Source organism: Corynebacterium sp. Z-1 (genome assembly GCF_031844665.1).
Taxonomy (GTDB): Bacteria; Actinomycetota; Actinomycetes; order Mycobacteriales; family Mycobacteriaceae; genus Corynebacterium; species Corynebacterium sanguinis.
Map to the genome: position 1 here is coordinate 268,432 of NZ_CP134621.1, position 23,177 is coordinate 291,608.

Annotated in this window: 20 protein-coding genes and 1 pseudogene; 8 read left to right on the forward strand and 13 right to left on the reverse strand. The window is 66.3% G+C overall.

Annotation, left to right across the window (positions count from 1 at the left end; translation table 11 throughout):
• Positions 1 to 328: 328 nt before the first annotated feature.
• From RIU96_RS01280 to RIU96_RS01290, 3 genes are read right to left on the reverse strand one after another with little or no spacing between them, the layout of a single operon-like run.
• Complete coding sequence (locus tag RIU96_RS01280; protein ID WP_144689815.1) at positions 329 to 1,324, reverse strand: decaprenyl-phosphate phosphoribosyltransferase; 996 nt, start codon at positions 1,322 to 1,324, stop codon at positions 329 to 331.
• Positions 1,321 to 1,824, reverse strand: coding sequence for a phosphatase PAP2 family protein (locus tag RIU96_RS01285; protein ID WP_144317728.1), 504 nt, complete (start codon positions 1,822 to 1,824; stop codon positions 1,321 to 1,323). Before RIU96_RS01285 ends, RIU96_RS01280 begins: the two co-directional genes overlap by 4 nt.
• The gene (locus RIU96_RS01290; protein WP_311205050.1) at positions 1,811 to 3,760 is read right to left on the reverse strand and encodes a glycosyltransferase; all 1,950 of its coding nucleotides are present in this window, start codon (positions 3,758 to 3,760) and stop codon (positions 1,811 to 1,813) included. The genes RIU96_RS01285 and RIU96_RS01290 overlap by 14 nt, the downstream gene beginning before the upstream one ends.
• A gap of 246 nt (positions 3,761 to 4,006) precedes the next feature.
• Between RIU96_RS01290 and RIU96_RS01295 the strand changes: the two genes are divergently transcribed.
• Positions 4,007 to 4,321, forward strand: a complete 315-nt coding sequence (locus tag RIU96_RS01295; protein WP_144740306.1) for a hypothetical protein — start codon at positions 4,007 to 4,009, stop codon at positions 4,319 to 4,321.
• Between the two features lie 114 nt (positions 4,322 to 4,435).
• Here RIU96_RS01295 and glf read toward each other — a convergent pair whose 3' ends face one another.
• The gene (gene glf / locus RIU96_RS01300; RefSeq protein ID WP_311205051.1) at positions 4,436 to 5,611 is read right to left on the reverse strand and encodes a UDP-galactopyranose mutase; all 1,176 of its coding nucleotides are present in this window, start codon (positions 5,609 to 5,611) and stop codon (positions 4,436 to 4,438) included.
• 140 nt (positions 5,612 to 5,751) lie between these two features.
• Between glf and RIU96_RS01305 the strand changes: the two genes are divergently transcribed.
• Complete coding sequence (locus RIU96_RS01305; RefSeq protein ID WP_311205052.1) at positions 5,752 to 7,617, forward strand: N-acetylmuramoyl-L-alanine amidase; 1,866 nt, start codon at positions 5,752 to 5,754, stop codon at positions 7,615 to 7,617.
• A gap of 3 nt (positions 7,618 to 7,620) precedes the next feature.
• On the opposite strand, the pseudogene glpK reads toward RIU96_RS01305, so the two are convergent.
• A pseudogene (gene glpK / locus RIU96_RS01310) lies at positions 7,621 to 9,099 on the reverse strand (glycerol kinase GlpK).
• A gap of 276 nt (positions 9,100 to 9,375) precedes the next feature.
• Here glpK and RIU96_RS01315 point away from each other — a divergent pair.
• The gene (locus RIU96_RS01315; RefSeq protein ID WP_311205053.1) at positions 9,376 to 10,185 is read left to right on the forward strand and encodes a hypothetical protein; all 810 of its coding nucleotides are present in this window, start codon (positions 9,376 to 9,378) and stop codon (positions 10,183 to 10,185) included.
• On the opposite strand, the gene RIU96_RS01320 is transcribed toward RIU96_RS01315, so the two are convergent.
• Genes RIU96_RS01320 through serS form a run of 3 tightly spaced genes read right to left on the reverse strand, consistent with a single transcriptional unit; the run spans position 10,182 to position 13,111 of the window.
• Positions 10,182 to 11,006: a Cof-type HAD-IIB family hydrolase gene (locus RIU96_RS01320; RefSeq protein WP_181730062.1), complete on the reverse strand. Its 825-nt coding sequence runs from the start codon at positions 11,004 to 11,006 to the stop codon at positions 10,182 to 10,184. The two genes, RIU96_RS01315 and RIU96_RS01320, sit on opposite strands and share 4 nt — an antisense overlap.
• 12 nt (positions 11,007 to 11,018) lie before the next feature.
• Positions 11,019 to 11,855: a lysophospholipid acyltransferase family protein gene (locus RIU96_RS01325; RefSeq protein ID WP_006840407.1), complete on the reverse strand. Its 837-nt coding sequence runs from the start codon at positions 11,853 to 11,855 to the stop codon at positions 11,019 to 11,021.
• Positions 11,852 to 13,111, reverse strand: a complete 1,260-nt coding sequence (gene serS, locus RIU96_RS01330; protein WP_311205054.1) for a serine--tRNA ligase — start codon at positions 13,109 to 13,111, stop codon at positions 11,852 to 11,854. The genes RIU96_RS01325 and serS overlap by 4 nt, the downstream gene beginning before the upstream one ends.
• 77 nt (positions 13,112 to 13,188) lie before the next feature.
• Here serS and RIU96_RS01335 point away from each other — a divergent pair, with 77 nt between their 5' ends.
• Together RIU96_RS01335 and RIU96_RS01340 are read left to right on the forward strand one after the other, a co-directional pair.
• Complete coding sequence (locus RIU96_RS01335) at positions 13,189 to 14,247, forward strand: septum formation family protein (RefSeq protein WP_040422809.1); 1,059 nt, start codon at positions 13,189 to 13,191, stop codon at positions 14,245 to 14,247.
• Between the two features lie 14 nt (positions 14,248 to 14,261).
• A complete protein-coding gene (locus RIU96_RS01340) occupies positions 14,262 to 14,606 on the forward strand; it encodes a metallopeptidase family protein (RefSeq protein WP_006840403.1) in 345 nt (114 codons plus the stop codon).
• Here RIU96_RS01340 and RIU96_RS01345 read toward each other — a convergent pair.
• Together RIU96_RS01345 and pheA are read right to left on the reverse strand one after the other, a co-directional pair.
• Positions 14,603 to 15,205, reverse strand: a complete 603-nt coding sequence (locus RIU96_RS01345) for a histidine phosphatase family protein (RefSeq protein ID WP_144689791.1) — start codon at positions 15,203 to 15,205, stop codon at positions 14,603 to 14,605. The genes RIU96_RS01340 and RIU96_RS01345 overlap by 4 nt on opposite strands.
• Positions 15,206 to 16,123 (reverse strand): prephenate dehydratase, encoded by a 918-nt coding sequence (pheA, locus tag RIU96_RS01350; protein ID WP_144689789.1) that lies wholly within the window; start codon positions 16,121 to 16,123, stop codon positions 15,206 to 15,208.
• A 16-nt stretch (positions 16,124 to 16,139) separates the two neighbouring features.
• Here pheA and RIU96_RS01355 point away from each other — a divergent pair, with 16 nt between their 5' ends.
• Together RIU96_RS01355 and RIU96_RS01360 are read left to right on the forward strand one after the other, a co-directional pair.
• On the forward strand, positions 16,140 to 16,868 hold the full coding sequence (locus RIU96_RS01355) for a CPBP family intramembrane glutamic endopeptidase (protein ID WP_144689787.1): 729 nt from the start codon (positions 16,140 to 16,142) through the stop codon (positions 16,866 to 16,868).
• A 10-nt stretch (positions 16,869 to 16,878) separates the two neighbouring features.
• Positions 16,879 to 18,159: an LCP family protein gene (locus RIU96_RS01360; RefSeq protein WP_259788023.1), complete on the forward strand. Its 1,281-nt coding sequence runs from the start codon at positions 16,879 to 16,881 to the stop codon at positions 18,157 to 18,159.
• A 2-nt stretch (positions 18,160 to 18,161) separates the two neighbouring features.
• On the opposite strand, the gene RIU96_RS01365 is transcribed toward RIU96_RS01360, so the two are convergent.
• The 3 genes from RIU96_RS01365 to RIU96_RS01375 form a co-directional block, all read right to left on the reverse strand.
• Positions 18,162 to 19,709 carry an alanine/glycine:cation symporter family protein gene (locus tag RIU96_RS01365; protein ID WP_259788022.1) on the reverse strand — a complete coding sequence of 516 codons (1,548 nt, stop codon included), beginning with the start codon at positions 19,707 to 19,709 and terminating at the stop codon, positions 18,162 to 18,164.
• A 132-nt stretch (positions 19,710 to 19,841) separates the two neighbouring features.
• Complete coding sequence (gene hutG, locus RIU96_RS01370; RefSeq protein WP_311205055.1) at positions 19,842 to 20,786, reverse strand: formimidoylglutamase; 945 nt, start codon at positions 20,784 to 20,786, stop codon at positions 19,842 to 19,844.
• Positions 20,783 to 22,216, reverse strand: coding sequence for an amino acid permease (locus tag RIU96_RS01375; RefSeq protein WP_311205056.1), 1,434 nt, complete (start codon positions 22,214 to 22,216; stop codon positions 20,783 to 20,785). The genes hutG and RIU96_RS01375 overlap by 4 nt, the downstream gene beginning before the upstream one ends.
• Positions 22,217 to 22,297: 81 nt before the next feature.
• Here RIU96_RS01375 and RIU96_RS01380 point away from each other — a divergent pair, with 81 nt between their 5' ends.
• Positions 22,298 to 23,041 carry an IclR family transcriptional regulator gene (locus tag RIU96_RS01380; protein ID WP_144317709.1) on the forward strand — a complete coding sequence of 248 codons (744 nt, stop codon included), beginning with the start codon at positions 22,298 to 22,300 and terminating at the stop codon, positions 23,039 to 23,041.
• Positions 23,042 to 23,177 lie beyond the last annotated feature (136 nt).

Below are 23,177 nucleotides of genomic sequence, written 5' to 3' on the forward strand. Positions count from 1 at the left end.
GGTCGAGTGTGACACTTCGGCGGTTGAGATGTCACAGTCAACGCCCTGGGGCGATGGGTGACCTGCGGTTTTGCGGCCGGCCGCTGGCTGACCGTGACATTCCGAAGCCCGAGATGTCACAGTCAACGGCGTTGGCCGATCGGCGACCTGCGGTTTTGCACCCCGTAACCCGCTGACCGTGACATTCCACAGCCCGAGATGTCACAGTCAACGCCATACGCCAATCCGTGACCTGCGGTTTTGCGCCCCATAACCCGCTGACCGTGACATTCCACAGCCCGAGATGTCACGGTCAACGCCGTTGGCTGTTAAGCAACCCCGGGAGCAACTACCCCAGAGCAGGGATGACGTAAACGGCCATCACAATGCAGAGGATCCACGCCAGGGCGAGCAGCTGGAGCACGCGGTCTTCCAGCGCGATCTCATCCGGGGCGCCGCCGTGGCCGGAGTCGACCTTCGCGGCGTAGCGCAGGATCGCGATGACGAACGGCACCATCGAAATCTGGTACCAGATCGACGCGGCGCCGTTGATCGCGTTGGCGAGTTGGAAACCCCACAGCGCGTACGACATCACCACGGCGGTCGCGGACAGAGTCCACACAAACCGCAGGTAGGTCGGCGTGTAGCCTTCAAGTGCCTTGCGGATCTTCACGCCAGTCTCCTGCGCGAGCAGCATCTCCGCGTAGCGCTTGCCGGAGGCCATGAACAGCGAACCGAAGGCGGCGACCAGCAGGAACCACTGCGACAGGTCAATCCCTGCCGCGACGCCGCCGGCCATGGTGCGCAGCATGAAGCCGGAGGACACCAGCGCGATGTCGATCACGGGGATGTGTTTCCAGCCGAAGCAGTAGCCAAGCTGCAGCACGATATAAATGCCAATCACCCACGCCAGGGCGGGGTCGGTGGCGAGGAAGGACAGTCCGATCGCCGCGACGATGAGCACGACAGCCATCGAGTACGCGAGGTTGATCGGCAGCATGCCCGAGGCGATCGGGCGGAACCGCTTGGTGGGGTGCTCGCGGTCGGAATCGACGTCGCGCGCGTCGTTGACCAGGTAGATCGCGGAGGCGCCAAAGCAGAACACCACGAACGCGATGAGGACGTCGATAAGCGAGCGCGAGGTCAAGCCGTCGAGGCCAGCGGCGAGCGGGGCCGCGAGGACCAGGACGTTTTTGACCCACTGCTTGGGCCGCAGGCCCTTGATCATCGCGTCGGCGAGGTTCTTCGGCGGCGTCTTTTGGCGCGCGATGTCGACGCCCTCGGTGTGGGGTTCGGACTTCAGAAACGGCTCTTCATGGCCAGGCGTCGGGTTGACAGTGCTCACCGTGTCTCCTTCTCCAGGCCAATGGCCACTTTCGCTACCCTGGCCCCGATGAGGGACCCGATCAAGGTGTCTGTCGGGTAATGCACGCCAAGCACCATACGCGAAAGCATCATGATCGGAATGCCGACATACGGCACCTTCGAGCCAGAAATGTCCGCCAGGTGCACCATCGCGGCGGCCGTCGAGGTGGAGTGCGAGGACGGGAAGCTGAGCCGCGATGGGGTGGACACCCCGATTGTGATGCGCGGATCGCTCGGCCGCGCGCGGCGCACGATGCGCTTGAGCACCACCGATACCGCGTGCGCGGTGAAGGTGCCCGCGGCCATCGCTGCCCACTTACGGCGGTTTCGCTTATCGACGCCCGCCCCAACGCCGGCCGTAGCCAGCCAGCCCAGATCGTGCTCGCCGAAATGGCTCAACGCCCGTGCCCCAGCGGCGACGCGGTCGCTGAGCAGCGCCTTTTGAACGGCGACGAGGATGTCAGCCTCACGCTTGCTCATCGAAAATCCTCCCCCAGTTGTCGTGGCTGGTCAGCTCAGCTTTGGCGGCGGTGTACTCGCGCTGTAGCTCGGGCCAACGCTGCTTGATCTCGGCGTGGAGTTGCCTCGTCTGCGCGGTGAGGGCGTCGGCAAGCTGCTTGTCGCGCTTGCGGAAGGCGACACCCGTGCCGCCCGCCGTGGACACCGTGGCCGAGTCGACGCGCGAGAGGGTGAACCAGCGCGCCTCCTCCGCAGTGAGGTTGAGCTGCGGCGCCTCCCAGTGCGCGCGGTCTTCCTCCTTGCGCAGGTGGAGCAGCGATTTTGCGGCCCATGGCAGCTTCTTGATCTTGGCCAAGCGCCCGCCGATGTTGCTGGTGGGGACGCCCGGCGCGCCGGTCGCGGGCGGAAGCTGCGCCGCCGAGGGGATCACCTGCGCGTCGGCGAAGTCCTTGCGGACGTTCTGGATGCGCGGCAGCGAGCTCTCCAGGATGTCGAAAAGCTGGTCGGGGCCCTTGAGGAAGTCCTTCATAGCCTCAATCTGGATGGCCATAGTGGAGTACTCCATGCACATCACGTGCTTGTACGTGGACTTGAGCATGTTGCGCAGGATCGCCCGCGGGTCGTCGGGGCCGTACATCGCGGCCACGATCAGGCGGTTTCGCAGGTGGAAGTACGCCTGCCAGTCAATCGCGTCGTCCTTGTCCGCCCAGGCCATGTGCCAGATCGCGGCGCCCGGCCACGTCACCGTGGGGAAACCGGCTTGCTTGGCGCGCAGGGCGTACTCGGTGTCGTCCCACTTGATAAACAGTGGCAGCGGCAGGCCCATCTTCTCCGCGACGACGCGCGGGAACAGGTTCATCCACCAACCGTTGTAGTCCACGTCGATGCGGCGGTGGAGCGCGCGCGAGTCGTACTTCTTCGGGTCGAGGTGGTCGGCCTCCGAGCCGATGTAGCCCAACGGGTAGCGCGCGAAGTCGTGGTCGTAGACAGCGTGCTCGGCTGCGCCCCACATGAAGGTGGCGCGGTCGACGGCCTCCCCTGTCGTGCGCAACTGGGCGCGGTCCTGCAGGTTGAGCATCTGCCCGCCGACCAGGATCGGGCTTACCGCGTAGCGCGCCGCCTGCACGGCGCGCAGGATGGAGTCCGGCTCGATGGCGATGTCGTCGTCCATGTACAGGATGAACGGGGCATCGGTGCTGTTCAGGGCCTCGTACATGATGCGCGAGTAGCCGCCAGAGCCGCCCAGGTTGCCCTGCGGGAAAATCCTCAAGCGCCCGCCGAGAGCCTCCTCGGCTTCCGCGAAGTCCGGCTCGTCGGCCGGGTGCTGGTTGCCCTGATCCGGCATGAGCACGTCCGTGATCGCCTCGAGCACAACCGGGTCCTCGGCCAGGGCATGCAGCGCGTTGACCGCGTCGCGCGGGCGGTTGAACGTGGGAATACCCACCGCGACGCGCTTGTCCTCCGGGCCGGTGGTGGAGCCGTCGTCGAGCAACTGCGGCTCGGGCAGCTGATCCGCGCACCACCCGGCGTTGGAGATGGTGGCGTCCGTCTCCGCCGTGACGTCGAACCACAGCCAGCCGCCGTCCTCGAAGTTGCGCAGCTCGAGCGGGATCTCCACGTGCTCGTCGGCGGCCTCAACGTTGATGACGCTGATGCGCACCCCGTCTTCTTTAGAGCGGTAGACGGAGATGGTCGCCGCGCCCTCGACGTCCATAGCCAGGATGACGCGGCCCAGCTGCGACCAGCGACGCCAGTACGCGGCGGGGAACGCGTTGAAGTACGTCTGCAAGCTCACCTCAGCGCCTTCGGGCACGCGCAGTGTGGTGCGATCGGGCCAGGCCACGCGGGCGAAGTTGCGCTCGCCTTCGAGCAGGTAGAGCGAGCGCACGTCGTGCGGCTCGCCCTTGCGGGGCATCAGGATGCGCTGGAGGACGTCGACTGCCAGTGTGGCGCTCACGAATCTCTCTTTCAGCTTCGGTGATTGTTTTCGACCTAAACACTAGCGCCCCACCCCGACACGCCCGCGCCTTGACGCGGCCTAGACAGCTAGCTATCGGACGGCTGCCAGGCTACTTTCGTACCGGATTGGCGTTTGACGACGCCCCCACGTGGCTGATCTGCGGCAACAGCGTCGTGTTCCTCTGCTGTGTCTTCTACGTGTACAAGGCGGTCACGGTCTGGCCGCAGCGCCTACCCTAGGGGCATGAACAACCCCGCATCGAACTTCGTCATCGGCGGTGCGCTCCTCCTCGTCGCCGTGGTCTCCTTCGTGTTCCTCGACGGCCCCACCGCGGTTTTCGCGGGTATCGCCGGGGCGATCGGCGGCGCGATCTTTCTCATCATGGGAGCCCAAGGCCCGAAAACCCCCGAGTACCCGCCGCTTGACGACGCCCTTTCCAACAACCCGAACTTCGACACCAGCTTCGACACCAACTTCGACACCGACAGCTGGGCGCGCTTCGACCGCGAATACGGCCTGGGCGACGACTACCCCGACGGGCCCCGGCGGAATACTTAGGCAGCACGGGCGCGCCGGCTTCCGCGTCAACCCGGACACCGCGAACATGCTGCGGTTTTAGGCTGAGCACCCGCACCTTGAGGCGTCCGGTTTTAGGGTGAAGGGGTGCGCCCCCTAGTGCCCGCGCGGTTGGTCGATCGGCGCGCCTTCCTCGAAGTGGGGGCGCAGGTGGTTGTCGAACAGGGAGAGCGCCGCGCCGATGGCCATGTGCATGTCGAGGTACTGGTAGGTGCCCAGGCGCCCGCCAAAGAGCACGCCGCGCTCGCGGGATTCTGCGGCGGCGAGGCGTCGATAAGCGAGCAGCTTTTCGCGGTCCTCTGGGGTGTTGATCGGGTAGTACACCTCGTCGTCGGCGCCGGCGAAACGCGAGTACTCCTTCACAATGACCGTCTTGTCCTCGGTGTAGTCGCGCTCGGGGTGGAAGTGGCGGAACTCGTGGATGCGGGTGTACGGCACGTCGGCGTCGTTGTAGTTCATCACCGGGGTGCCCTGGAAGTCGCCGGTGTCCAGCACCTCCTGCTCGAAGTCGAGGGTGCGCCACCCGAGCCGGCCCTCCGAGTATTCGAAGTAGCGGTCCAGTGGGCCGGTGTAGATGACCGGGATGCCCTCAAAGGACGAACGTACGTCGAAGAAGTCGGTGTTGAGGCGGACGTCGATAAGCTCGTGCTCAGCCATGCGCTCGAGCCAGGCGGCGTAGCCGTCGACGGGCAGGCCCTCGTAGGTGTCGTTGAAGTAGCGGTTGTTGAAGGTGTAGCGCACGGGCAGCCGCGAGATGATCTCGGGCGGCAGCTCGGTGGGGTCGGTCTGCCACTGCTTGGCGGTGTAGTGCTTGACAAATGCCTCGTAGAGCGGCTTGCCGATCAGTGCGATGCCGCGTTCCTCCAAGTTCGTAGCGGCCTCGGGGTCCTTGCCCTCGCGCTGGGCCTCGATGAGCGCGCGCGCCTCGTCCGGCGAGTAGTACTTGCCGAAGAACTGATTGATCAGGCCCAGTCCCATCGGGAACTGGTACGCCGTGCCGTCGTGCATGGCGAAGACGCGGTGCTGGTAGTCGGTGAACTCGGTGAAGCGGTTGACGTAGTCCCACACGCGCTTGTTGGAGGTGTGGAACAGGTGGGCTCCGTATTTATGCACCTCGATGCCGGTGTCCGGGTCCTTTTCCGAGTAGGCGTTGCCGCCGATGTGGCCGCGCTTTTCCAGCACGAGCACGCGCTTGCCCAACTCGCTCGCGGCTTGTTCTGCGACGGTGAGGCCGAAGAACCCGGATCCAACAACGATGAGGTCGTAAGTCATGGCGCCCATTTTCGCACATTCGCGTATCTACGCCTCACGTCCCGACACACCCATAAAGTCTCAATACTTCCTTTAGACTTCTTTCTCCCCTAGAATGCACTTTGATTAACTTTATCCCCTTACGTAACAGGAGCCTTACCGTGCAACAACGTCGACGTCTCACCCGGCCCGCGCCGGGGAAGAACCCGGTCCTGGCCGCCCTGACGACCCTGACAACCCTGGCGCTCGTCGCCGCGGCCGCGTTTGGCGGCAGCAACATTGTCAACGTCCAATCCCTCGGACCTGGCGGCGGCGTTTCTGTCGACCTCGCCAGCGAATCCCTCGCTGCCGGCGACAACGTCACCGTCGACGACGCGGCCGTGATGACGCAGGGCGGTGAGCAGGTCGAGCACCGCGTGGTCAAGGAGTTCACCCGCGAAAAGCCCTTCTCCGTTGTCGGCCTGACCTGGGAAGACGAGCGCGACATCGTCGCCTACGTCCGCGCCCAGCGCGCCGACGGCACCTGGTCCGAGTGGTACCAGATGGATACGGCCGCCATCGACGCCGGCGATACCACGTCCGGCACCAAGCACGGCACCGACCCCATCTACGTCGAGCCCACCACCCGCATCCAGGTCTCCACCGCGAACGTCGATTTGCTCGAGGACGGCCGCACCGAGTCCGAGGCGGCGACCACCGCCAACGATATCGAGGCAGTCTTCATCGACGGTGGCGAAGGCACCGTCGGCGGCGACATCGCCCCGGTGGCCGAGTCCTATGCCGCCGGCATGCCCAAGGTCGTTTCCCGCGCCGCGTGGGGTGCCCAGGGGTCACGCCAGAACCCGTACTACACCGAGCCGACCAAGGCGATCACCATCCACCACACCGCCGGTTCCAACAACTACACCGCGGCGCAAGCACCCGGCATCGTGCGCAGCATCCAGGCCTACCACCAGGGCCAGGGCTGGGGCGACATCGGCTACAACGCCTTGGTGGATAAGTACGGCAACATCTACGAAGGCCGCGCCGGCGGTCTCGACCGCGGGCCCATGGGCGCCCACGTCGGTTCCTTCAACAGCAACACCTGGGGAATTTCCATGCTGGGCAACTACGAGACCGCACAGCCCAGCGCCGCAGGCGTGAAGGCGATGGGCGACATCATCGGCTGGAAGTCCGCGCAGTCGAAGATTAACCCGCTGGGTTCGACCCAGCTCACAGCCTCCGGAAACTTCACGGGAAGCAAGTACGCCGCCGGCCAGACCGCGACTTTCCCCACGATTAACGCGCACCGCGACTTCCACTACAACACGTGCCCGGGGCAGTACCTCTACGCTCAGATGGGCGCGATCCGCACCGCGGCCGCCGCCAAGGCAACGCAGATCACCTCGGGCCAGGTTGTCGCTCCTTCCTCACCGAGCGCCAAGAGTGAGACCACGACCAGCGCGAACAACGTCACCACGACGGTAACCAACCGGGTCAACGGTGCGTTGTCCAACATCTCCCTGTCCAAGCTCGCCGAGGGCGACCCCACCGCAATCGCCACGGCGGCGGGCACGGTTGCCGGCGTTGTCATCCTTTACATGCTCCAGTCTGGGATGCTGTCCGACGGCGTGGAGAAGGTCGCGGATGTTGAGCTCGTTCCGGGTCTGACGCTGTCCGCCCTGACCCCGCAGATTGGCAAGATCCTGCAGTTCGTCGGCGGCGATCAGGCGGCCGACACGTGGAAACAGTTCGAGCCGATCCTCGGCACCCTGCAGGGCGCGGCCACCGGTATTGGCGGCAACAACTTCGCCTTCTACTCCAACGGCATCGCCGTGCAGAACAACCAGGGCGACATCTACACCCTCGTCGGCGAGCTCGCCGACGCGTGGCTGCAACAAGGCCTCGACGCTGGCCCGCTTGGCTTGCCGACGTCGAACCAGTACAACCCGACCGAAGATGAAGTCAAGGTCGATTTTGAAGGCGGTTCAATCTCCTTCAACCCGATGACCAGGGATGTCAACATCGACGTCAGCTCGCTGCGCTAACGCTTAACCCAACCCGTACGAGCGCTCAACAGCGTTCTCCCACGCCGCAACGAGCCGGTCCCGATCGGGGCCGGCCATTGTGCTGTGCCACGTCGTTGTGTCACCCAGGGTCAGCGGCGCGGTGATAAGCCCCGCCCCGATTCCGGCCGCCGACGCCGCGCCCATCACAGTGGTCTCAATGTTGTCCGGCCGGGAGACACGGGAATTGAGCAGGTCCGCCTGCATCTGCATGAGCAGCCGGTTATCGGTCATGCCGCCGTCGACACGCAGCTCCGCGATGCGCGTGCGCGCATCTTTCTGCATGGCGCGCACGACCTCGCACGTCTGAAAACACGTCGCCTCCAGCGCGGCGCGAGCTACGTGTCGACGATCAGTAAACCGCGTCAACCCCGTTATCACCCCACGCGCGTCCGGCCGCCAGCGCGGCGCGAACAGGCCCGAGAACGCCGGGACGATGACAACGCCGGCGCTGTCGTCCACCTGCGCCGCGAGCGTCTCGCTCTCCGCCGCGTTGCGCAGCATCCCGAGTTGATCGCGCAGCCACTGGATCAGGGAACCCCCGACCGCCACCGAGCCCTCCAGCGCGTACACCGGATCCTGGCCCTGCATGTGGTACGCCACCGTCGTCAGCATCCCGTGCCCGCTCCACTGCGGGGTCGCGCCCGTGTTGAGCAACATGAACAGGCCTGTCCCGTAGGTCATCTTCGCGTCGCCCTCATCCAGGCAGCCCTGCCCAAACAGCGCCGCCTGCTGGTCCCCCAGCACCCCGGTGATGGGCACGCCCGAGAGCGGGCCGCGGCGCCGCACCACCCCGAACTCGCCTATCGACGCCCGAATCTCCGGCAACATCACCCTCGGAACACCCACCTCGGCGCACAGCTGCTCATCCCAGTCCAGCGTCTCCAGATCCATCAGCAGGGTGCGACTCGCGTTGGTCGCGTCGGTGACGTGCGTGGCCTCGTGCCCCTCGTCACCGCGCGCCCCGCCCGTTAAGTTCCAGATCAGCCACGTGTCGATCGTCCCGGCAAGCAGCTCACCCTTCTCGGCGCGCTGCCGGGCGCCCGGCACATTGTCCAAGATCCACGCCTACTTCGGCCCCGCCGGATACGAGTTGTTCAGCAGGCCGGTCTTCTTCTGGAACCGCGCCGGATCCCCGTCGTGGTTAGTGCGCGTGTCCTGCCACACGATCGCGTTGTATATCGGCTTGCCCGTGCTCTTCTCCCAGATCACGGCCGTTTCCCGCTGATTTGTCACCCCGAGTGCGGCGATGTCCTCGTCGGTGATGTCCTTGCTCGCCATCGCCTCGACCACGGCCCGGCGCGTGTTGCGCCAGATCTCCATGGGGTCGTGCTCGACCCACCCCTGCCTGGGCATGATCTGCTTGTGCTCGAACTGCGCTTGTGCCACGACCTCGCCTTCGGTCTTTGTCAAGATGAAGCGCGTCGTCGTGGTGCCCTGGTCAATCGCGGCGATGTATGGCATGCGGACAGTGTAGTTTTGATGCCTTTGCGCGGGTTCTGTGCGTTGGTTTTGTGTGGCTGGTTTGTGTGCTTGTTTCTGTGCTGACGTCTAGCAGCTAGACCTCAACGAAACCGCCCCCGCAAAACCCCAGGTCGCGGAGCGCCGCAACCCGCGCAACCGCGCTGACGTCTAGCTACTAAACCTCAACGAAACCGAGTTATCCACACCCCACCAGTTATCCACAGCCCCGCACCCGCCGCGCCGGGAATGTCCCCCACGCGTGGCAGAATCCGACGCATGGACTCGGGGGAGGAAACGGCATTCATCAAAAGCGTCGCCGCACGCTGCCGCACGTCGGTGGTCACCGGCCCTGCGGCGCTGCGGCTGCACGGAATCAAGACGTACAGGTGGGTCACCATCGTTGACCTCGCACTGCGCGGCACCGCCCGCGCTTTCGACACCACCACACCGAGCGCCGGCCGCACCTACCGCAGCGGCATTCTCCGCCCGGAGGACATCACGACGGTCGACGGCATCGCCGTCGTCACCGGCATCCGAGCCCTCTTCGACACCTACCGCTATCACCTGCGCACCGACGCCCTCGTCGCCATCGAATCCGCCCGCCACCTGCATAAACTCAGCGCCGAGAACCTCCTCGACCGCGCCCGCCAGCTCCCCCGCGCCAAGGGTCTGCGCGGTTTCCGGGAGCTCATCGGATACTCGGCCGGCACGTCGCAGTCCCCGCTGGAAACTCTCGGCCGCGACGGCATCCTGCGCGCCATCGCCAGCGGCACCCTCACCGGCGTGACAAACCTCGAGTTCCAGGCCGAGCGCACCATCCTCACTGCCCGCGGCGAGCCTCGCCGCGCGCTTGTCGACGCCACCATCAACGCATTCCTCGGCATCGAGTTCGACGGGAAGGTGAAGCTGTCGGGAATCTACGGTGACCCGCACAGGGTCATCGAAGAGGAACGGATGAGGGAGAAGCAGCTCCAAAACCTGGGAATGGTGATCTGCCGCTTCGGGTGGGGGGAGGTGGAAAACGGAAGCTACATCGCGGTGCTACAAAATCTTCTGCGGCGGTACCCCGGGACGCGGCCCGCCTAGAACCATTGCTCGAGAACTTTCGCCACGCCGTCCTCGTCGTTGCTCACGGTCACAGTGTCGGCGACGTCGAGCACGACCGGGTTCGCGTTGCCCATGGCCACGCCGAGTCCGGACCACGCCAGCATCTCGCAGTCGTTGGGCATGTCGCCGAACGCCACCACGTCCTCGGCGCTCACTCCGTAGTGCGAGGCGAGGGCGGAGACGCCGGTGGCTTTGGTCACCCCCGGGCTGGAGATTTCTATCAACCCTTCGTCCATGGAATAGGTGATGTGCGCCTCGGAAGTGTCGATGACCGGGGCGATGAGGTCGAACATTTCGGCAGAGTGCATCTCGGCGCACCGGACCAGCAGCTTCGCCGCAGGAACCGAGACGAGTTCTGAGACGGGGGCGACGCCGAAGCGGGGGTCCCACGCATCCGGGTTGTAGTCGGGGGTGACTAGGAACACCTCGTCTTCCGGGTCGAGCGCCGACTGCCCGACGCGTTCGACTCCGTAGCCCCAGCGCATGCCCAGCGGGCGGAATACCGCATCGACGTCGGTGACGACTTGGGCCATCAGCTCGGAGTCGAGCTCGAAGGCGCGCAGCACCTCGTCGCGGGCGGGGTCGTACGTCACAGCGCCGTTCGCGCAGACGCAGACCGGGGAAATGGGGAGCTGGTCCAGCACCGGCATGAGCCAGCGGTGCGGGCGCCCCGTGGCCAGTCCGAAGTGCGCGCCCGAACGCACGGCGCGCATGACCACGTCACGCAATCTGGGGGTGACGCGTCCGGCGCTGGTGAGGAAGGTTCCGTCGATGTCGCTGATGATGAGCCGTGGCGTCACGTCTGATCCGGCCTACTTTCCGTGCTTTCGGTCGGCGCGCTCGGCTCTCTCCCGCCGGTACATTTCCTTGGCTTCTTCCAGGGTAGGGGCGGCGCCGCCCATAGAGGCCGGGATCCACCGTTCGCCGTCGGGGAAGGGGCCGAAGCGCTCCGCGTACTCCGCGCGGTTGAGCTCGAGGAGCTCTCCCAGCGCCTGCTTCAGGCGAGCCGTCACTTCTTCCGGGGTTCCCTCGAGGGAGACCGGCTCCCCGTACCGGATGATCACGGGAATTTTGGCGCGCCCGAGGTGGCGGGGCAGGTCCTTCGTCCAGATGCGCTGGGAGCCCCAGATGGCGCACGGGATCAGGGGTGCGCCGGCGCGCTGGGCGATGCGCGCCGCGCCCGTCTTGAAGTCGGAGAGCTCGAAGGAGCGGGAGATGGTGCCCTCGGGGAAGATGCCGACGAGTGCGCCTCTGTTTTGAATCCAGTCCACCGCCGAGTCGATGCTGTCGGCCCCCGCCGCGCGGTCCACGGGCACGTGGCGCATCCCGCGCATGAGCGGGCCGATGACGGGTGCGGAGAACACCTCCTTTTTCGCCATGAAGCGCACGAGGCGCTTGCCCGCGACGTGCGGGCCCACGGCGCTGAAAATGAAGTCGAACCAGCCGGTGTGGTTCGCGGCGATGAGCGCCCCGCCGGTAGCGGGGATGTTGTCCAAGCCGCGGACCAGCGTGAACGTGCCCTGGGCGCGGAATACTTTCTTGATCGCGCTTTCTATCCACTGATAGAAATAGTCCTTGCGCTCCTCCTCGTGGGGCGGCGGAGGCGAGTAGTCGTCGGGGACCTCGAACAGGCCCTGAATTGTCGTCACTGCTGGACCTCCAGGATGTCTTTGCCCACCCACGGGCGCAGCGCCTCCGGCACAACGACGGAGCCGTCCGCCCGCTGGTTGTTTTCTAGGATGGCGACAAGCCAGCGCGTCGTGGCCAAAGTTCCGTTGAGCGTTGCCGCGATCTGGGTTTTTCCTTCCGCGTCGCGGTAGCGCGTGGCCAGGCGCCGGGCCTGGAAGGTGGTGCAGTTCGACGTCGAGGTCAGTTCGCGGTAGGTGCCTTGCGACGGCACCCACGCCTCGGTGTCGAACTTGCGGGCCGCCGAAGAACCGAGGTCGCCTGCGGCGACGTCGATAATGCGGTAAGGCACCTCGACGGCGGAGAGCATGTCGCGCTCAAGCTGGAGCAACTTGCGGTGCATCTCCTCGGCGTCCTCGGGCGCGCAGTAGACGAACATTTCCAGCTTGTCGAACTGGTGCACGCGCAAGATGCCCTTTGTGTCCTTGCCGTAGGAGCCCGCTTCTCGACGAAAGCACGATGACCAGCCGGCGTAGAGCAACGGCCCGTCGGATAGGTCTATGATTTCGCCGGAATGGTAGCCGGCCAGCGCCACCTCGGAAGTGCCCACGAGGTACATGTCGTCGCGCTCGAGGTAGTAGATCTCCTCGTCGTGCGCGTCGAGGAACCCGGTGCCCGCCATGATGTCCGGGCGGACCAGCACGGGCGGGATGACCACCGTGAAGCCGGCCTCGCGCGCCTTCTGGGCGGCGAGCATGAGCATGCCGAGCTGGAGCCACGCGCCGTCACCGACGAGGTAGTAGAAGCGGGCACCGCCGACCTTCGTACCCCGCTTCATGTCGATGATGCCCAGCGCTTCACCCAGGTCGAGGTGGTCGCGCACCTCGAAGTCGAACTCGGGGATCTCACCGACGTGCTCGATAACGACGAAGTCCTCCTCGCCGCCGGCGGGCGCGCCTTCGACGACGTTGGCGATGCGCAGCTGCAGCTTCGCCACCGCCTCCTCGGCTTCATCCTGGGCCGCCTCCGCCTCCTTGACGCGGGCTTTAAGCTCGTTGGATCCCTCGAGCAGCGCCGGGCGGTCCTCGGGGGCGGCCTGGCCGATCTTCTTGCCGAAGGCCTTCTGCTCGCTGCGCAGCTCGTCCGCCGCCTGAATAGAGGAGCGGCGACGTTCGTCCGCCTCAAGCAGCTGATCCACCAGCTGGGGGTCTTCACCACGGGCCCGCTGAGACTCGCGCACGACATCGGCATTTTCACGCAGGAATTTGAGATCAATCACACTGAGCCATCCTACCTTGGGCACTCCAACCCGTGCGCCCGCGAAGCTCTTTTGCGCGGTAAGGCACAATAGGCCACATGGTCTCGACAACATCAGCAACGCGCAGCGTTCTCGTCGCCGTGGTGGCGGGCGCCGTGGCGGCAGGGTCCTACTCGTTCGTTTCCGAGTCGGACGCGGCCTCCTCCGCCGCGTCAACCCCGTCCGCTTCGACGACGGCGGCGTCACCCAGCACGCCCAACTCAACCTCGAGCGTCGCCTCCTTCACCACCGCCGACCAGGGCGCCTGCCTGACCTGGGACGTGGCCGAGGACGGCTCGATCTCGGGTTTCGAGCAGGCCCCGTGCGAGCAGGAGCACCGCTTCGAGGTGTCCGCGCGAGAGGACCTCGCGGCTTTCCCCTCCTCCGAGTTCGGGCCCAACGCGGAAATTCCCAGCCAAACGCGCCAGGCCCAGCTGCGCGAGGAGCTGTGCGGGGCCTCGACGCTGAATTACCTGGCCGGCGTGTACGACCCGAACGGTCGCTACTCCATCGCGTCCATTCTCCCGCCGGCCGAGGCGTGGGAGCGCGGAGACCGCACGATGTTGTGCGGACTGCAGGTCACCGACGCATCCGGCACCCCGACTTTGACAACGGGGCGTGCCGCCGAGCAGGACCAGGCCCGCGTTCTCGATGCCGGCCAGTGCGCCGTAACCGACGCGTCGAGTACGCTTCGCGCAGTCGACTGCGCCGAGCCCCACCATTTGGAGGTCACCTCGGTGGTCTCTATGGCGGAGGTCTTTCCCGACCACACCCCCAGCGTCGAGGAGCAGGACAAGTACCTCGGCGACGTCTGCACCACCGCCGCCCAGGAGTACCTCGGCGGCGAGGAAAACCTCTATCAGGTCGCGCTGCAGCCGTTCTGGACCGCCCTCTCGGCGGCCGCCTGGGAGGGAGGCAGCAGGAGCGTCAACTGTGGTCTCGTCTACGCCAACAACGGGCAGTTCGCCACGCTGACCGGGTCGGCGACGGCGGGCCGCGACGGGTTGCGTATCGACGGCAACCCCCCGCCCGAGCGACCCGAGCGCCGCCCGCTGCGCCAAAACCCGGAATCGAACGCGCCCGTCGCATCCGCAAACCAGGAACCCGGCGCACAGTAAAGCGCAGTAGAGCCATGCTAGCTAGCTACGACGAGTTCGAGGAGATGATCAACGACGCCCTCGACCTCATCCCCGAGCCCTTCGCCCGCGCCATGACCAACCTGGTCATCCTGGCGCGCGGCTTCAACCCGGAGGAGCCGACCATGCTCGGCTTATTCGAGGGCGTGCCGTTGACGCAGCAGCACTCCAACCACTCCGGGTTCCTGCCGGACACCATCTTTGTGTACAAGGACGCCCACGAGGCGGTGTGCTCGAGCGTCGACGAGCTGCGCGAGCAGGTGAAAGTCACCGTGTTTCACGAGGTCGGCCACTACTTCGGGATGGAGGAAGACCAGCTTCACCACCTCGGCTGGGGCTAGTCCAGCGGGTACTTGCCCCACTTCACAACCCGCCACGAACCGAACTCGCCGAACGGGTCAATGACCACGTAGTGGCAGTTGGGAAGGTACGACGCCTCCGCGAAGGCCGGGTCGACGTCGGTGGCGTTGGCGGCGAAGGCACGGATCGCGCCGCCATGGGAGACCACCACGGTGTCGCCGCCGGCCTCGACGAGGGGGTCGATCGCCGCGCGGTAGCGGGTGAGGAAGATTTCGAGGGAGTCGCCGCCGTCGATAAGCGAATCAAGCTCCCGCCGGTAGAAGCCGCGGAACGCGCCGTGGTAGGCCGTGTGCGCCTCGAGTGTGTTGAGCATTTCAAAGCGCCCCGCCTGCACCTCGTGGAGGCCGTCGAGCGCGGGGATGACATCAAAATGCTCGCCGAAGCCGATCTCACCGGTCTGCTGCGCGCGCAGCGCCTTGGATGTGACCACCCGCGCCGGCGCGTAAGCGTCCATGATGTCGCGCCCCGCCGCGGCGGCCTGGGTTTGCCCCAGCTCTGTGAGCTCCGCGCCCGGTAGGGCAGTGTCGAGGTGGCGGCCGACGTTCGAGGTAGTTTGCCCGTGCCTGAGCAAAATGAGCATCTATTTGCCTTCCCGGGCCCTTGCGACCCACTCTTCCGCGGCGCGCAGGCGCGCGGCGTCCGCATCTGCGTCCGTTACCGGCTCGCATCCTAGCCGATCAACGCGCGGCCAGGAGCCCAGGAAGTCAATCGCGCTCGCCCGCAGGTACAGGTTGCGCAGCGCCTCGGCGAGCGGGGCGTCGTCAATGTGGCCGACGAGGTCGACGAAGAAGTTGTAGGTGTTGCGCGTCGCTTTCGTCGGGCGTGACTCGATGCGGCTTAGGTCAACGCCGCGGAAGGCGAACTCCTGCAGCGCACCGACCAGGGTGCCCGGCTCGTTCGGCAATTGGAACACCACGAAGGTGCGGTCGTTTCCGGTGCGCGGTGTCGGCGCACCCGCCGGGCCGACGAGCACGAAGCGCGTGCGCGCGGCCTCGATGTCAGCGACCCCCTCAGCGTGGATCTCAAGGCCGAACAGGTCCGCGGCCCGGCGCGGGGCCGCCGCCACATCGACCTCGCCCGAAGCGACGAGCTCGGCGGCGGCCGCGTTCGACGACGCCGCGCGGAACTGCGCGGCCGGCACCTGCGTCGCCATCCAGCGGCGAACCTGCTGGTAGCCGACGGGGTGCGTGGCAAAGCTCGTTGCGCTGGCGAGCGTTTCGCCGGGCCGGGTCATAATCGCGAACGAGATCTCGAGTTCCGTCTCACCGTAGATCTGCACCCCGGGGGCCTCAATCAGCGCGTCGGTGGTGGAGGTCACGGCGCCGTCGACGGAGTTCTCGATGGCAACCACGGCCCACTCGACCTCGCCGGAGCGCACCGCGGCGAGCGCCTGGGAGGGTGAATCGACGGGAACCAGGTGGGCGTCGTCAAGCTCGAAATCCCACACTGCTTGCTCAGTAAACGTGCCGTGCGGGCCAAGGAATGCGACGCGGTTCATGCCTTAAAGTTACTGCATGCGCACTCGTGGAGAGCGGATCCGTGTGGAGATCCTCATCGTGCTCGCCGTCACGTTCGGCTTGTCCGGCGTGCGCTCGCTGTTGAGGCTTGTCGACGCCCTGCTGGCCGAACCCGCCCTCAACGAACAACAGGTGACGCTCAACGACGCCGCCTCCGACATCTCCTGGCTCGACCTCGCCCTGCAGCTGTGCTCCGCGGCCTCGCTTCTGGCGTGGGGCGCGCTCGCGCTGTTCCTGCTGGATAAGTCGCTGCCGCGGCTGCGGTGGCGCGACTGGCTGCACGGCGCGGGGCTCGCCGCGCTGATCGGGCTGCCGGGGCTTGTCCTCTACGTCACTGCGCTGAACATGGGCTTGTCGAAGCAGGTCATCCCCACCACCGAGGCCGTGCAGGTGCCCACGCTGTTGATGTGGTCCTTCGCCAACGCCTTCGGGGAGGAGACCGTGGTGGTGATGTGGCTGATCACGCGGCTGCGCCAGCTAGGGTGGGGGCCGTGGCCCGCCATCGCCGCGTCCTCGGTGCTGCGCGGTAGCTACCACCTTTACCAGGGAGTTTCGGCGGGGTTTGGCAACATCGTGATGGGCGTCGTCTTCGGCTACTTCTACCACCGCACCGGGAAGGTGTGGCCGTTGATCCTGGCGCACTTTCTTATCGACGCCGTCGCGTTCGTCGGCTACCTGCTCGTGCCCGGATCGCTACTTTCCTCGTTGGGTATAGCGGCGGGTTAAACTGCTGCACATGCCGACCACACCTCACTCGAACGACCCCAGGGACAACCTGGGCGACTACGTGCTGGGCAAGGACGGGAAGCCCATCGTGGACCGCTACGGTCGCCCCGTACGCCGCCGCGTCGAACGCGCCCCCCGGCCCGAGCCCCGCCCGCGCGAGGAGGTGCCCCGCTTCGAGCGGGTGCAGCGCCCGCCGATGGACCACACGCGCCAGTACCAGCCGCGGCGCACCCCGCAACTGCCCGAGCGCGACAGGCCCGCACCGCAACCGCGGCCTGTGCAGCAGCCGCCGCGGCGCGTCAGCCGGCCGGTAGAGCCGGCGCCCATGGCCGTGTCGCGCTCGCGCGTGCGCCAAGCACCGCCCGCGGCGGCGCAGGCTCCGGTGCGTGCGCGGAGGCGTCGAAAAGCACCCGGCTGCTTCTCCGTATTCGCACTCGTTGTGGTGCTCCTCATCGCCGGGGTCCTCTTCACCGACGCGCGCCTGAACCGCGTCGACGCGCTTCCCGACGAGCGCATCGCCAACACCGACGGCACGAACTGGCTGCTCGTCGGCTCCGATTCGCGCCAGGGCCTCAGCGAGGACGACATCGCGCGCTACGGCACCGGCGGCGACCTCGGCGTCGGCCGCACCGACACGGTGATGCTGCTGCACCTACCGCGCACGGGGCCGGCGACCCTGGTGTCCATCCCGCGCGACTCGTACGTCTCCATCCCAGGCTACGGCATGGACAAGATCAACGCCGCCTTCGCCTACGGCGGGCCGAAGCTGCTGGCGACGACCGTGGAGCAGAACACGGGGCTGCGCGTGGACCGTTACGCGGAGATCGGCATGGGAGGGCTCGCGGGCGTGGTCGACGCCATCGGTGGTGTCGAAATCTGCGTCACAGAGCCGATCCAGGATCCGCTGGCCAACCTCTACGTCGAGCCGGGCTGCCAGAAGATGGACGGGCCGACGGGGCTGGGTTACGTGCGCACCCGCGCGACAGCGCTGGGCGATCTGGACCGGGTGAACCGCCAGCGCGAGTTCCTTTCAGCGATTGTCAACGAGGTCACGTCGCCGGCCGTGCTTCTCAACCCGTTCCGGCTCATCCCGCTCATGTGGGCCGTGCCGGGAATGTTTACCGTCAACACCGGTGATCACGTGTGGAACTTGGCGCGCATCCCGCTCGCGATGCGCGGCGGACTGCACACCGAGACGGTGCCGCTCGGCGGGTTTATGGACACCGAGGTCGGCAACGTTATGTTGTGGGACGAAGCGGGCGCAGAGGCGCTGTTTTCGTCGCTGCGCTAATCCTACTTCTCCACCTTGGCGGCTGCGGCCGGGAGCTCGGTCCACGTTCCGGCTGCGACCATGTCGGCCTTGCGCTTGACCCAGAAGTCGGCGCCCTTGATGCCCAGCGCCTCGGGGTCGAACTGCGGGTCGAGCCCGGCCTTCTTCTGGCGGCGGTAGTCCCACAGGCACTTCAGCGCCGGGCCCTGGATGACCAGGATGGCCAGGATGTTCAGCCACGCGGTCGCGCCGACGCCGATGTCACCCAGCGCCCAGGCGGTGCCGGGCGTGCTGGTCGCGCCGACGTAGACGGAGACGAGGATGAGCAGGCGCAGCACCCAGATGATGGCCCGGCGGGCGGTTTCGTTGTTCACCCAGCGGTTGAGGTAGGTGAAGTTCACCTCGGCGAGGTAGTAGTACGCAAGGACGGTGGTAAACGCGAAGAACATGATCGCGATTGCGACGAACGACGGTCCGATACCCGGCGTCAGCGTGTTCAACCCTTCCTGGACAAACCCGGGTCCGACCTCGACGCCGTCAGGGAGCGAGCCCGCGTAGCGCACGGGGCCGTCCTCGGACTGGCCGTCGAAGACCTTGAACATGTCGGTGGAGATGATGATGAACGCCGTCGCGGAGCAGACGAACAGCGTATCGACGTACACCGCAAAGGCCTGCACGAAGCCCTGCTTGGCGGGGTGGGAGACCTCGGCGGCCGCTGCGGACTGCGGGCCCGTGCCCTGGCCGGCCTCGTTGGAGTAGATGCCGCGCTTGACGCCCCAGAGGATTGCCGCGCCGAGCATGCCGGAGAACATTGCCTCCTGGTCGAAAGCGGAGCGGAAGATCAGGCCGAAGACCTCGGGGATCTGCCCGGCGTTGACCGCAAGGATCACGATGGCCGCGATGATGTACAAAACCGCCATCACCGGCACGACGAGGGAGGCGAACATCGCGATGCGCTTGACACCACCGATGATGATGACGCCGAGCAGAACCACCATGGCAACGCCCGAGATCCAGGTGGGGATAGTCCACGCGTTTTCAACCGCTGCGGCAACACCGTTGGCCTGGATGCCGGGGAGGAAGTAGGAGGTGGCCAGGATCATGCTGATGGCGAAGATCACGGCGTAGACCAGGGCAAACGGCCGGGCGGCGGTGTGCGCTGCGGCCTTTTCAATGTAGAAGGCCGGGCCGCCGCGGTACTCGCCGGTGTCGCGGTCCTTCTCCTTGTAGATCTGCGCCAGGGTGCATTCCACGAACGAGGTTGCGGAGCCGAGCAGTGCCACGAGCCACATCCAAAACACCGCTCCCGGCCCGCCGAACGCAATGGCGGTGGCGACACCTGCGATGTTGCCCACGCCCACACGTCCGGCGAGCGAAATCATCAGCGATTGGAACGAGGAAATGCCAGATTCCGATTTTTCACCCTGCGTGATTTGCTTCAGCATGTCGGGAATGCAGCGAATTTGCAGGAACAGCGTGACGATGGTGAAGTACGCGCCGGCGCCGAGACACAGGTACACCAGCCAGTTCGACCAGATCAGGCTGTTGAGCGTGTCGATAAACCCCTCCATAACGGGTTCCTCCCAGTATCTGAGTAGTAGGTTCGAAACATCCTGTGTGAATGTTGGGGTTAAGAATAGACTTTGCGCCTATTAAGCGATAGGTTTTTGCCAAAATTTTTCGCGTGCTTGTCGACGCCCACCTCAACGCCCACTTCTACACCGCACGTGCGCCGCCACGATGTCGTGGATCAGCCGCGCCGCGGTGCGCGCAGTGCGCGCGTCGATGTCGTAGCGCGGGTTGAGCTCGACTACATCGACCAAAGCCAACCGCCCGGTTTGCGCCACGGCGACGGTCATGGCGCGGACCTTGTCCAGGGCGACTCCGTACCCGGCCGGCGCAGAGACCCCCGGCGCGGTCGCTGCGGGCAGCACGTCCAAGTCAATGCTCAGGTGGATCGGCCGCTGCCCCGCCACGCAGTCGAGCGCCATGCGCGCGCACTCGGCGGGGCTGAGCTGCGCCAGCTCGGTGTCAAGCACGGTGCGCACCCCGAGGCGCGCGGCGGTGTCAAACAGGGTTGCGGTGTTGTTCGGCTCCGAGATGCCCAGCACCGAGTAGTTGAACTGATCTCCGCACAGCTGCGCGACCTGGGCAAACGGGGTGCCCGACGTGGGCCGATCGGAGTCGCGCAGGTCGAAGTGGGCGTCGAGGTTGATAATGCTCATCTCCCCGCGCGCCTCGCGAACCCCGCGGTGGGTGGCAAAGGAGGTTTCGTGCCCGCCGCCAAGTACCACGACCAGGGTGCCTGCCGCGGCGAGGTCGCGCACGCGCTTGGATAGCTCGCGCTGCGAGCCCTCTAGGTCCGCGCCCTGCGTGGTCACCGTGCCGGCGTCGACACGCGGGTGCTCGTCGTGGATGGCAAGGTCCGCCAGGGCGCGTCGCAGCGCGGCGGGGCCTTCGGCGGCGCCGACGCGCCCGCCGTTTCGCTCCACGCCCTCGTCGGAGGCGTACCCGATCAGCGCGACTGCGCCCGTGGCCACCTCGCCGCGGATCACGCTGTGCCAGCGGGCGTGCTCGGTGCCGGGGCCGTCGTCACGCCCGCTCCACGGCTCGGCGGGGCTGTAGAGGGGAGCGCAGACCGTGTTCATGATGCTGATCCTACTTTTTCATCGCGGACAAAGCCGCCGGGGACGGGGTTGTTCACGCCCTCGACCCGGTGGCGGCCGGTGGCGTAGTAGGTGGCGATGCAGGCGACGGAGAACACCACACCGACGGCGAGCGGCATGCGGAACTCCGGCAGCCACGCCATCACGCCGAAGGTGAACAGGATGAACGCCAGCGCGAAGTACTGGCCGAGCGGCCACAGCGGCACGCGGTAGCCCAGGGTCTGCGCCTCGGCGGGTGGCATGTGGCGTCGAGAAGCAAGGTGGGCGAGCAGAATCATCATCCACACGAAGATGGTGGCGAAGGTGGCCAGCGCGGCGATGATGGCGAAGACCGACTCCGGGATCAGCGCGTTGAGCACCACGCCAATGATCAGGACGCCGAGCAGGATAAAGGTGGTCATGACCGGCACCCCGCGCGCCGTTTTCGCCATGGCCTGCGGCGCGAGGTGCTGGTTGGCCAGGCCCGCGAGCACGCGGCCGGCGCCGAAGATGTCGGCGTTGATGGCGGACAGCGCTGCAGTGATCACCACGACGTTGAGCAGCGCGGCGGCCCAGTTGACGCCGAGTGCGGTGAAGATCTGCACGAACGGCGACTCATCGCCCGTGATCGTGTGCCAGGGGTTGATCATCAAAATCACGAGGATCGCCAGCACGTAGAACAGCAGGATGCGGGCGGGCACGGTGTTAATCGCCTTCGGGATCGCGCGCGAGGGGTCCTCGGCCTCGGTACCGGCCACGCCGATGATCTCCGTGCCGCCGAAAGCGAAGAGCACAAGGATGAAGGAGGCCGCCATGCCGCCGAGGCCGTTGGGGAAGAACCCGCCGTGGATGACCAGGTTCTGCGGGCCGGTGGTCTCCGCTGAGGACAGGCCAAGGATGAGCACCGCCGCGCCCGCCACAATCATCGCCACCACGGCGCCGACCTTGACGATGGTGAACCAGAACTCCAGCTCGCCAAAGACACGTGTCGACGCCACATTCGCCGCGCCGACGATCAGCAGCGCCACGACGATCCACACCCAGCGCGACACGTCCGGAAACCAAAAGCCCATGTAGATGCCAATCGCGGTGAGGTCGGCCATGGCGACGATGACCATCTCAAACGCGAACATCCAGCCAGTGAGGAAACCCGCCGAGCCGCCCAGGTGGGCTCGCGTGTACTCGGCAAAGGAGCCGCGCACGGGGTGGCGCACGGCCATCTCACCGAGGGCGCGCAGCACGAAGTACACCACCGCGCCGCCGAGGAGGTAGACAAGCAGCACCGCAGGCCCCGCGGCCTGGATCGCCCCAGCCGAGCCGTAGAACAGGCCGGTGCCGATCGCGGAGCCCAGCGCGATGAAGTGGAGGTGGCGCGAGGTCAGTCCGCGGCCCTGCGATTGGCCGGCCGCGCCACTGGGGTGAATGGTCGTCATAGGTATCGAAGTTTAAATCCCCCGATCACGTCGCCGCGAAACTCTCTCGCCGCCTAGTCTCGTATGCCAGACTTTAAGGGTATGGCCACACCACATGTTCCCGCCGCGCGCAACGCCCTGCGCATCCTGTCGCTGCTGTCGCAGTCCGACGCCCCCTTGTCCGCAGCGCGGATCCAACGAGAGCTTGAGCTGCCCCGCTCGTCGACCTACCACCTGCTGCGCGAGCTCGAGCGCTGCGGGTTTGTGGTGCACCTCGCCAACCCGGGTACCTACGGCCTGGGACCTGCGGCGTATGAAATGGCCGCCGCCTACACCACGCAGCAGCCGCTTGTGCGCCTCGCCGCGAAAGACCTCGAGGCCATCGCCGCGCACATCGGCGGGTCCACCCACCTCTCGCGCATGGCGGGCTCCGAGATCGTCTACGTCCACGAGGCCCGCGCACCCAAGGCAGTCTCCCTGGTCACCGAGGTTGGGGTTCGCCTGCCCGCCTTATCGACGGCCTCCGGACGCGCCATGGTCGCCCACCTCCCGGACACCGAGGTCAAGGCGGTGTTTTCCACCTCGGGCGAGCACGGCACATTCCGCGCGGTCAGGGCGCGGCTAAAACTTGTGCGCGAGCGCGGCTGGGACGAGGAGCGCGAGGAGGTCTCGCGCGGGCAGGAATCCGTCGCCGTGGCGGTACTCGACCACCTGGGCAGGCCCGCAGCGGCGCTCGCAGCGACGTTCGCGGTAGGCAGCCGTGACGAGGAGCAGCGCGCGGAAGTGATCCGGCGCTTGAGCACGGCGGCGGGGCGGGTGTCGGAGCGGTTCTTTGGTGGGGTGTGAGTCAGCGCGAAGCGGTGCACCGCATGACAAAACCCCTCCGCAGCCAGTCCGCTGAACGGGTGACTTATCGCAAGAGGGGATTACATGGATTATTCTATCTACAAACGGGGATTCTTTCAACACGCTGGGGGGAGGC